General features: G+C 68.8%; 10 protein-coding genes. 1 reads left to right on the top strand and 9 read right to left on the bottom strand.

Annotated features, from left to right (window positions below):
- Window positions 1–177: 177 nt before the first annotated feature.
- From PMI01_RS21100 to dapE, 3 genes are read right to left on the bottom strand one after another with little or no spacing between them, the layout of a single operon-like run.
- Complete coding sequence (locus tag PMI01_RS21100; protein WP_007673920.1) at window positions 178–1,098, bottom strand: glutaminase; 921 nt, start codon at window positions 1,096–1,098, stop codon at window positions 178–180.
- A gap of 2 nt (window positions 1,099–1,100) precedes the next feature.
- A complete protein-coding gene (locus PMI01_RS21095) occupies window positions 1,101–1,541 on the bottom strand; it encodes an EamA family transporter (protein ID WP_007673919.1) in 441 nt (146 codons plus the stop codon).
- Complete coding sequence (dapE, locus tag PMI01_RS21090) at window positions 1,541–2,704, bottom strand: succinyl-diaminopimelate desuccinylase (RefSeq protein ID WP_007673916.1); 1,164 nt, start codon at window positions 2,702–2,704, stop codon at window positions 1,541–1,543. The genes PMI01_RS21095 and dapE overlap by 1 nt, the downstream gene beginning before the upstream one ends.
- A 131-nt stretch (window positions 2,705–2,835) precedes the next feature.
- Between dapE and PMI01_RS21085 the strand changes: the two genes are divergently transcribed.
- Window positions 2,836–4,425, top strand: a complete 1,590-nt coding sequence (locus PMI01_RS21085) for a peroxidase family protein (RefSeq protein ID WP_007673913.1) — start codon at window positions 2,836–2,838, stop codon at window positions 4,423–4,425.
- A gap of 19 nt (window positions 4,426–4,444) precedes the next feature.
- Here the strand turns inward: PMI01_RS21085 and dapD are convergent, their stop codons facing one another.
- The 6 genes from dapD to PMI01_RS21055 form a co-directional block, all read right to left on the bottom strand.
- Window positions 4,445–5,290 carry a 2,3,4,5-tetrahydropyridine-2,6-dicarboxylate N-succinyltransferase gene (dapD, locus tag PMI01_RS21080; protein ID WP_007673911.1) on the bottom strand — a complete coding sequence of 282 codons (846 nt, stop codon included), beginning with the start codon at window positions 5,288–5,290 and terminating at the stop codon, window positions 4,445–4,447.
- 1 nt (window position 5,291) lies between these two features.
- Window positions 5,292–5,954 (bottom strand): pyrimidine 5'-nucleotidase, encoded by a 663-nt coding sequence (locus tag PMI01_RS21075; RefSeq protein WP_007673908.1) that lies wholly within the window; start codon window positions 5,952–5,954, stop codon window positions 5,292–5,294.
- A complete protein-coding gene (argB, locus tag PMI01_RS21070; RefSeq protein WP_007673904.1) occupies window positions 5,951–6,865 on the bottom strand; it encodes an acetylglutamate kinase in 915 nt (304 codons plus the stop codon). Before argB ends, PMI01_RS21075 begins: the two co-directional genes overlap by 4 nt.
- Before the next feature lie 210 nt (window positions 6,866–7,075).
- Window positions 7,076–7,540: a response regulator gene (locus PMI01_RS21065; protein WP_007673902.1), complete on the bottom strand. Its 465-nt coding sequence runs from the start codon at window positions 7,538–7,540 to the stop codon at window positions 7,076–7,078.
- A gap of 18 nt (window positions 7,541–7,558) precedes the next feature.
- Complete coding sequence (locus PMI01_RS21060; protein ID WP_007673901.1) at window positions 7,559–8,668, bottom strand: histidine kinase dimerization/phosphoacceptor domain -containing protein; 1,110 nt, start codon at window positions 8,666–8,668, stop codon at window positions 7,559–7,561.
- Between the two features lie 151 nt (window positions 8,669–8,819).
- Window positions 8,820–9,872: a sulfate ABC transporter substrate-binding protein gene (locus PMI01_RS21055; protein WP_007673899.1), complete on the bottom strand. Its 1,053-nt coding sequence runs from the start codon at window positions 9,870–9,872 to the stop codon at window positions 8,820–8,822.
- Window positions 9,873–10,075 lie beyond the last annotated feature (203 nt).

Raw genomic sequence — 10,075 nt, 5'->3', positions numbered from 1 at the left:
CGCGGGCGGCGGCGCGGCGGGCGCGGCCTTGGGCTTGTGGTTGAAGATCTTGCCCATGATGTTGCTGAAGATACCCACGTCGCGCTCCTCCTGTTCCGGCGCGGAATTTGGCCGGCGAGGGGCTAACGTCAGGCCTAGCTTCAGGGTTGCATGACGGTTTTGCAGCACGTGGCGATTTTACAGTACCGAACAATTGGTCAGCTGGCTGAACCGCTCCAGGGCCACCGTGCCGACCACCGAGGTGCCGAAGCGGTCAAGCTCCGGCGACCACACCGCGATGGTCGCCTTGCCGGGAACCACGGCGACGATGCCGCCGCCGACCCCGCTCTTGGCCGGCAGGCCGACGCGGTAGGCGAAGCTGCCGACCGAGTCGTAGATGCCGCAGGTCAGCAGCAGGGCGTTGAGCCGCCGGGTCAGGCGCTCGGGGAAGATCGTCTCCTGCACCAGGGGCGAGAAGCCGCCGGCCGCCAGGGGCAGCATGGCGCGGGCCAGCTGGCGGCAGCTCATGGTCAGGGCGCACTGGCGGCAATAGGCGGCGACCACGGCCTCGGGGTCGTGGCTGATCGTGCCCTTGCCGCGCATCAGGTGGGCGATGGCGCGGTTCTGGTGGGCGGTGGCCAGTTCGGAGGCCGCCACCGTCTCGTCGATCTCGACCTGTTCGTCGGCCAGGAAACTCGCGAAACCGCGCACCAGGGCGGCGGGGTCGCGGACCGAGTCGAGCAACAGGTCCGAGATCGCCATGGCCCCGGCGTTGATGAACGGGTTGCGCGGCACGCCCTCCTCGGCCTCGAGCTGGGAGAGGTGGTTGAACGGCGTGCCCGACGGCTCCTTGCCGACCCGGGTCCAGACCTCGTCGCCGAAGCGGTTCAGGGCCAGCCCGAGCGAGAACACCTTGGTGATGCTCTGGACCGAGAAGCCCTCGTCGGCGTCGCCGATCACCGCCTCCTGGCCGCTGACGGTGCGCACGGCCATGCCGAACTTGGACCTTGGCACGCGGGCCAGCTGCGGGATGTAGTCGGCGGGCTGGCCCTTGCCGAAGTGCGGCTTCACCAGCACGGCCACCTCGGCCAGGACGTCGGCGATCGAGACCTCGTCCATGGCTAGATCCGGACCGCCACCAAGACCGCGCCGCAGGCGATCAACGCCACGCCCAGCCAGTTCAGCGGCGACAGCTTCTCACCCAGGAACACGGCGGCGATGATCGCCACGAACACCACCGACAGCTTGTCGACCGGCGCGACCTTGGCCGCCTCGCCCAGTTTCAGGGCCCGGAAGTAGCACAGCCACGAGGCCCCGGTGGCCAGGCCCGACAGCACCAGGAACAGCCACGAGCGCGGGGCGATCGAGCCCGGCGCGCGCCATTCGCCGGCCACGGTGAGGATCAGGCCCGCGAAGCCGAGGATCACCACGGTGCGGATGAAGGTGGCCAGGTTGGAGCCGACGCCGTCGATCCCGACCTTGGCCAGGATCGCGGTCAGGGCCGCGAACACCGCCGAGGCGAGCGCCCAGAAGGGCCAGCTCGTCAGGGCGGCGCGGCCCATCAGGCGAAGGCCGCGAAATAGCGCTGGATCAGCGCCTTGTAGATCTCGCTCAGGTCTCGGACCTCCTGCACCGGCACGCGCTCGTCGATCGCGTGCATGGTGGCCCCGACCAGGCCGAACTCGACCACCGGGCAGATCGAACGGATGAACCGCGCGTCGCTGGTGCCGCCGGTGGTCGACAGCTCCGGAACCCGGCCGGTGGCGTCGCCGACCGCGGCGACGATCACGTCGGTGAAGGCCCCCGGCTCGGTCAGGAACGCCTCGCCGCTGACCTTGCACAGGGCCTCGACCCGGCCGGAGAAGCCCTCGGCGGCCTCGCGGCACTCGTGCTCGATCCAGGCCGCCAGGTCCTTGCCCTTGTGGGCGGGATTGAAGCGGATGTTGATGCGGGCCTTGGCGCTGGCCGGGATGACGTTGGTGGCGGTGTTGCCGACGTCGACCGTGGTGACCTCCAGGTTCGACGGCTGGAAGCCGGTATAGCCGTCGTCGAGCACCCGCGACTGCAGGCGGTCGAGGATGTCGACCAGCACCGGGATCGGGTTGGCGGCGCGCTGCGGATAGGCCACGTGGCCCTGCTTGCCGTCGACGGCGATCCAGGCGTTGATGCTGCCGCGCCGGCCGATCTTGACCATGTCGCCCAGCAGGCTGGCCGAGGTGGGTTCGCCGACGATGCAGTGGTCGATGACCTCGCCCTCGGCGGCCAGGGCCTGGACGACCTTGACGGTGCCATCCTCGGCCACGCCCTCCTCATCGCCGGTGATCAGGAAGCTGAGCGAACCGGGCAGGTCTCGCGGAAGGTAGGAGACCGCGGCGACGAAGGCGGCGATGGCGCTTTTCATGTCGACCGCGCCGCGGCCATAGAGCACGCCGTCCTGGATCTCGGCCTCGAAGGGGCCTTGCGTCCAGGCGGCGCTGTCGCCGACCGGCACCACGTCGGTATGGCCCGCGAAGCACAGGTTGGGCCGCGCCGTCCCGCGCCGGGCGTAGAGGTTCTCGATCTCGCCGAACTTCATCCGCCGGCAGGAAAAGCCCAGGGCCTCCAGCTGGCGTTGCAGGACGTCCATGGCCCCCTCGTCGGCCGGCGTCACGGACGGGCGGCGGATCAGGGCCTGGGCCAGGGCCACGGGGTCAAGGGCGACGGGGTCGAGGGCAAGGTCGGTCATCGTCCTTGGCTTTAGGCTGGCGCGTCCGATGACGCAAACCTCATCCGTCCCGGGCCCGGCGATCGGCGACCGGGAAGACGATCGCGCAAAAGCTGTGCTATGGACGAGCTTCAACTTCGGGGGAAGAAGACATGCTGGCCTGGATCATCGCCGTCGTCGAGCCGGTCGTCGCCTGGCTGGCCAACCACTGGCCCGCCTTCGCCAGACTGCTGAACGGGTTGGTGATCGACGGCATCGTCAAGCAGACCCGCACCCGGCCCCATCCCTGGAGCACCAGGACCGACTACATCAGCTGGGCCGCCCTGACCGACAAGACCTACAGCGCCCGCCACCTGCCGGCGGCGACCTTCGAATCCTTTCCCAGCCTGGAACGGGCGACGGCCCTGTTCACGCGGCCGACCGGCGAGCAGGTGCTGTGCCCCAAGTCGACCATGCTGTTCCCGGCCTTCGCCCAGTACCTGACCGACGGCTTCATCCGCACCAAGGTCTCCAACGACGACGCCCTGACCGACCGCCGGCGCAACACCTCCAACCACGAGATCGACCTGTGCGCGCTCTATGGCCGGACCGAGTTCCAGACCCTGGCCCTGCGCCTGCGGTCGCCGAACTCGGCCGAGCGCGGCCGCCTGAAGTCGCAGCGCATCCAGGGCGAGGAATACCCGCCGGCCCTCTATGACGACAACGGCGTGCTGCTGGACGCGTTCGCGGCGCTCGATCCGCCGCTGGGGATCAGCAAGGTCCCCGCCGAGCTGCGGCCCACCCTGTTCGCGGTCGGCGGCGACCGCGCCAACGCCACGGTCGGGGTGTCGATGATCAACACCCTGCTGCTGCGCGAGCACAACCGCCTGGCCGGGCTGATCGCCGCGGCCAACACCGACTGGGACGACGACCGGGTGTTCGAGGTCGCGCGCAACGTCATGATCGTGCTGTTCATCAAGCTGGTGGTCGAGGAATACATCAACCACATCTCGCCCTCGCGGATCAGCCTGCTGGCCGATCCCAGCGGTTGCTGGCGCAAGCCGTGGAACAAGCCCAACTGGATCACCGCCGAATTCAGCCTGCTCTATCGCTGGCACTCCCTGGTGCCCGACCGGCTGAACTGGAACGGCGTGGAGACCTCGACCGGAAACCTGCGGTTCGCCAATCCGCTGTTCACCTCGGTTGGCCTGGCCCAGGCCTTCGCCTGGATGAGCGCCCAGCCCGCCGCCCGGCTGGGCATGGGCAACACCGCCGACTTCCTGCAGAGCGTCGAGGCCGACGCCATCGCCCAGGCGCGCACCAACCAGGTCGCGCCCTACAACGCCTATCGCCGGACCCTGGGCATGCCGGCGGTCAAGACCTTTGGCGACATCACCCAGGACCAGGACATCGCCAAGCGGCTGGAAGAGACCTATCCGGGCGGGGTCGACACGGTGGAGTTCTATGTCGGCATGTTCGCCGAGGCGGTGGTCGACAACTCGCCGCTGCCGCCGCTGATCCTGCGGATGGTGGCGGTGGACGCCTTTTCCCAGGCGATGACCAACCCGCTGCTGTCCGAACACATCTGGGGCGACGACACCAACCGCCGGGCGGCGTTCACCGACCTGGGGCTGGAGGCGATCGCCTCGACGCGGACGATGCGCGACCTGCTGGTCAGGAACGGCGCCGACCCCGGCGCGTCGTTCGTCGGCATGACCCGGCAGGACTGGGTGCGCAAGGGACGCATCCAGCGGGCGGCCTGACGCCGCCCGCCGGCGCGGATCAGTCGCGCAGCAGGTCGTTGATCGAGGTCTTGGACCGGGTCTTGGCGTCCACCGTCTTGACGATGACGGCGCAGGACAGGCTGGGGCCGCCCTTGGGGTCGGGCAGGCTGCCGGGGACGACGACGCTGTAGGGCGGCACCTTGCCGATGTGGACCGCTCCCGTGGCGCGGTCGACGATCTTGGTCGACATCGAGATGAACACGCCCATCGACAGGACCGAGCCCTCGCCGATCACCACGCCCTCGACCACCTCGGAGCGGGCCCCGATGAAGCAGTCGTCCTCGATGATCGTCGGGTTGGCCTGCAGGGGCTCCAGCACGCCGCCGATGCCGACGCCGCCCGACAGGTGGACGCGCTTGCCGATCTGGGCGCAGGAACCGACCGTCACCCAGGTGTCGACCATGGTGCTGTCGTCGACATAGGCGCCGATGTTCACGAAGGACGGCATCAGGATGACGTTCTTGCCCACATAGGCGCCGCGGCGGACGATCGAGCCGGGCACGGCGCGGAAGCCGGCGGCCTCGAACTGCGGGGCGTCCCAGCCGTCGAACTTGTTGGGCACCTTGTCCCACCACGGCCCGACCGCGCCGCCGATGGCGCCGGCGTGCATCAGCCGGTTGGGGTTGAGGCGGAACGACAGCAGCACGGCCTTCTTCAGCCACTGGTGGGTGGTCCACTCGCCGTCGATCTTCTCGGAGACGCGGGCCTCGCCGGCGTCGATCAGCAGCAGGGTCTCCTCGACCGCGGTGCGCACCGGGCCGGTGGTGGCGGTGGAGACGCCGTCGCGGGCCTCCCAGGCGGCTTCGACTTCGGTCCGCAGGTCAGCGAGGGGCAGGGAGGTCATGTCAGGCTTCCTTCAGGCGCGCCGAGGTCAGGAACCCGGCGAGGTCGTGCGTGCGGTGGTGGACGAAGTCGGCGGTCGAGGCGGCCGCGTGGGCCCCGACCAGGATGGTGGTCATGCCCAGCAGGGCGGCGGGGGCGAGGTTCTTCTCGCTGTCCTCGAAGAACGCGGTGGCCCTCGGCGCCAAGCCGTGGCGGGCGATCACCTTCTCGAAGGTGGCCATGGCCGGCTTGGGCAGATAGTCGGCCGTTTCGATGGCGAAGACGTCCTCGAACAGATGGTCCAGGCCCAGGTGGCCCAGCACCCGCGCGGCGTGGCCCAGCGAGCCGTTGGTGAAGATCAGCCGCCGGCCGGGCAGGGCGTCGATGGCGTCGCGCAACGCCGGATCGGGCGTCAGGCGGTCCATCGACACGTTGTGCACTTCGTCCAGGAAGGCCTTGGGCGCGATGCCGTGGTGCGCCATCAGCCCAGCCAGGGTGGTGCCGTGCTCCTGGTAGTAGCGCTTCTGGATCGCCTGGGCTTCCTCGCGGGGCAGGCCGGTGGCCCGCTCCATGAAGTCGGTCATCCTGCCCTCGATCAGGGCCATGTACTCGGACTCGGCCGGGTAGAGGGTGTTGTCGAGGTCGAACAGCCAGGTCTCGACGTGGGTCAGGTCGGCGGCGCTCATTTGGAGATGAGCGTGCCCGCGCCGTGCTCGCTGAACAGTTCGACCAGCATGGCGTGGGGACGGCGGCCGTCCAGAATGACCACGGCCTCGACGCCGGATTCCACGGCGTGGATGGCGTTTTCCAGCTTGGGGATCATGCCGCCGCTGGCGACGCCGCTCTCGATCAGGCCGCGGGCCTCGGCGACGGTCATCTGGCGGATGAGGTTGCCCTCGCCGTCCAGCACGCCGGCGATGTCGGTCAACATCAGCATGCGCTTGGCCTTCAACGCCCCGGCCAGCGCCCCGGCCACGGTGTCGGCGTTGATGTTGAAGGTCTGGCCGGCCTGCGACACGCCGATCGGGGCGATCACCGGGATGTAGTCGGTCTCGGAGGTCAGCAGGGCCTGGATGATGTGCGGATCGACCTTGGTCGGCTCGCCCACGAAGCCCAGGTCGACGACCTGCTCGATGTTGCTGTCGGGGTCACGCTTGGTGCGGGTCACCTTCTCGGCGGTGATCAGCCGGGCGTCCTTGCCCGACAGCCCCACGCCGCGCACGTCGGCCTCGGCGCCGGCCAGCGTGATCCAGTTGGCGATTTCCTTGTTGATGGCGCCCGACAGCACCATCTCGGCCACTTCCATGGTGGCCTCGTCGGTGACGCGCAGCCCGTCCACGAAGGTCGACTTGACGCCGGCCTTGTCGAGCATGCGGCTGATCTGCGGGCCGCCGCCGTGCACCACCACGGGGTGGACGCCCAGCAGCTTGAGCAGCACGGCGTCGGCCGCGAACAACTTGGCCACCTGCTCCTGGCCCATGGCGTGACCGCCGTATTTGATCACCACCGTCTCGCGGTCGTAGATCTGGATATAGGGCAGGGCTTCGGCCAGGGTCTTGGCGGTGGCCCAGCCCGCTTCCTCGGCGACGTCGGTCAAGGCGGCGGTCCTGTAAGGCGAAAGGCGCGCCTCGATAGCGGACCCCGTCCCCCCTGTCACGCGTCCGCTGACATCGGGGGCGTGCGACCCCGACCCAGGTCGTCATCCCGGACAAGCGCGTGGTGCGACGATCCGGGACCGACGCGTGATCTCAGCGCCACAATCGTGCCAGATCCCTACCGCCCCTCGCGCGGAAGCGGCGCCGCCGCCCTAGACGGCGCGCGGCATGGCGGGCACGCCCCAACGCGTGGCGTAGGCCGGCGCCAGCTCCAGCCCGATGGGGGGCTGGCCGGGCGCCCGACCGTCGCGCAGGCAGGCCGAGAGATAGGACAGGGCGGTCCTCACGCCATGCGAGGAATAGGGCTTGCCGATTACCCCGCAGGCTCCGGCGAAATCGTCGGGCAGGCGCTTGAGGTTGGCGGTCATGAACAGCGCCACGCCGCCGCAGTCGTCATGAATCCTGCGCGCCACCTCGACGCCGGTCGGACCGTCGCGCAGGTGGACATCGACCAGGGCGAGGTCGGGGTGCAGGTCGTTGGCCATGGCCATGGCCTCGTCCGAACTCATGGCGTGGCCGACCGTATGGTAACCGACCTCGTCGAGCAGGAATTCCAGCTCGGCGGCCAGCAGGACCTCGTCTTCCACGATCAACACGTCGAGCGGGCGCCCGTTCATCACCAGATCCGACCTTCCTCAGTGGTGACCGCCGTCAACCGGCATGTGCACCACGACACGGGTTCCGGGTTCGGCGGGCGTGGTCTCCGATCGGGCCTTCAATTGCTGGCAGAGCAACTGGACGATGGTCAGACCGAACCCGCCCGAAGACGCGGAATTCTCCAATCCAACGCCGTTGTCGGCAATTTCGATCCGGAGATCGTCGTCGGTGCGGGTGATACCGACGAAAATCTCGCCACTGTGTCCTATGGGAAACGCATGGCGCAGGGCGTTGGAGAACAGCTCGCTGATCACCAGCGCCAGGGGCGCGGCCTTGGCGGCGGCGACATCGACCCGTTCCAGGTCCAACTGCACCTTGACGTCGTCGCGTCGCGCCGACCCCACCATGTCGCTGACCAGGTCGCGCACGAAGGCCGAGACGTCGAAGCGCTCGACGTCGTCGCTCTGGAACAGCCGGCGGTGGACGGTGGCGATGGCGCTGACCCGCTCCAGCATGCCGCGCAGGGAAGCCTTCACGGCGGGGTCGGTGACCCGGCGGTTCTGCAGCAGCAGCAGCGAGGAAATGAGCTGGAGGTTGTTCTTGACCCGGTGGTCGACCTCGTGGAGCAGGGCGGTCTTCTGGTCCAGGGCCAGGGTCAGTTCATGGGTCCGGTCGGCGACGGCGGCTTCCAGCCGGTCGCGGACGTCGTCCCGTTCCGAGGCCAGGCGCTTGCTGTCGCTGACGTCGAGCTGGGAGGCGAAGAAGTAGGCGACCTCGCCGGCCTTGTCGCGGACCGGCGACACGTGGAGCGCGTTCCAGAAGCTGGAGCCGTCCTTGCGATAGTTGAGGATGTCCACGACCGCGTCCTCGCCCTTGGCGATGGCCTCCCGAACCCGGTCGGCCTGGACCGGATCGGTGTCGGGGCCTTGCAGGAACCGGCAGTTGCGGCCGATCACCTCGTCGTGCGGATAGCCGGTCAACTTCAGGAAGGCGTCGTTGGCGAAGATGATCGGATTGTCGGCCTGGTGGGGGTCGGTGACGATCATCGCCATTCGCGTCGCCCGGATCGCGGCGGCGAAAGGACCGCTGAGGTCGTGCTCGACGGTTGGTGGCTCCGGCGCGCGTTCCGACTGGAAGATGTCCGTCATGCTTGAACGCCCGACCCGGCCCATACGCCCCCGTGGTTCCCGAAACGCCGGTCAGGGAGTCGGGTTCCAGACATTGGCCCAAAACGCATGGCGGCGGAAACCCCGTGAGGGCTCCCGCCGCCTAGAGCAAGCCGCGTGGTCCGGGCCGGCCCTATTTCGGGCGATAGATCCGGTCGAAGACGCCGCCGTCGGCGAAGTGGGTGGCCTGGGCCTTCTTCCAGCCGCCGAAGGTGTCGTCGATCGTCACCAGCGGGATCTTCTTGAACCGCGCGGCGTACTTGGCCGCCGCCGCGGTGTTGCGCGGACGGTAGTAGTTCTTGCCGATCAGGTCCTGGGCGATGGGGCTGTAGAGGAAGTTCAGATAGCCCTCGGCGGCCAGGCGGGTCTTGTGGCGGTCGACGTTCTTGTCGACGACGGCCACCGGCGGCTCGGCCAGGATCGACAGCGACGGGTAGACGATGTCGAACTTGCCCGGCAGTTCCTCCTGCGCCAGGTAGGCCTCGTTCTCCCACGACAGCAGCACGTCGCCCAGGCCGCGCTGGGTGAAGCTGGTGGTCGCGCCCCGCGCTCCGGTGTCGAGCACCGGTACGTGCTTGAACAGTTCGGTGATGAAGGCCTCGGCCTTGGCCGGGTTGCCGCCCGGCTGCTTCAGGGCCCAGGCCCAGGCGGCCAGATAGTTCCAGCGCGCCCCGCCCGAGGTCTTGGGGTTGGGGGTGATCACGTCGATGCCCGGCTTCACCAGGTCGCCCCAGTCCTTGATCTTCCAGGGATTGCCCTTGCGGACCAGGAAGACGATCGTCGAGGTGTAGGGCGTCGAATTGTCCGGCAGGCGCGACTGCCAGTTGGCGGGCAGCAGCTTGGCCCTGGCGGCGATCTCGTCGATGTCATAGGCGAGCGCCAGGGTGACGACGTCGGCCTGCAGGCCGTCGATCACCGACCGGGCCTGCTTGCCCGAGCCGCCGTGGCTCTGGTTGATGGTCAGGTCCTGGCCGACCTTTTCCTTCCAGTACTTGGCGTAGGCGGCGTTGATGTCCTTGTAGAGCTCGCGCGTCGGGTCATAGCTGACGTTCAGCAGGGTCAGCGGCTTCGTGCCCTGGGCCTGGGCCGGACCGGCCAGGACGGCGGGAACGGCCAGGGCGGCGGCTCCGGCCGTGGCCGAGCCTAGAAGGCCGCGTCGCGTGGGGGTCTTCGGATCGTGGGTCATGGCGATGTCGCTCGCGTGAGAAGGTTGGTCTTGAAGGGCTGGGCGTTCGGCCCGCCGGTCTCGGAAGAGACGCCACTGTCGGCGCCCGGCGTCCCCGCTGGGCGGGGGCGCCGGCTCGCTTCGTGATTAGAACGCGTACTGGCTGCGCAGGTTGACGGCCTTGTAGCTCTGGCCGATCAGCGCGCCCGCCGTGTCGCGGCGGG

The organism is Caulobacter sp. AP07, from assembly GCF_000281955.1.
In the GTDB taxonomy this organism is placed as follows: Bacteria; Pseudomonadota; Alphaproteobacteria; order Caulobacterales; family Caulobacteraceae; genus Caulobacter.
Note: the sequence above shows the minus strand (reverse complement) of the source record. Positions and strands in the feature narration are given on the sequence as shown.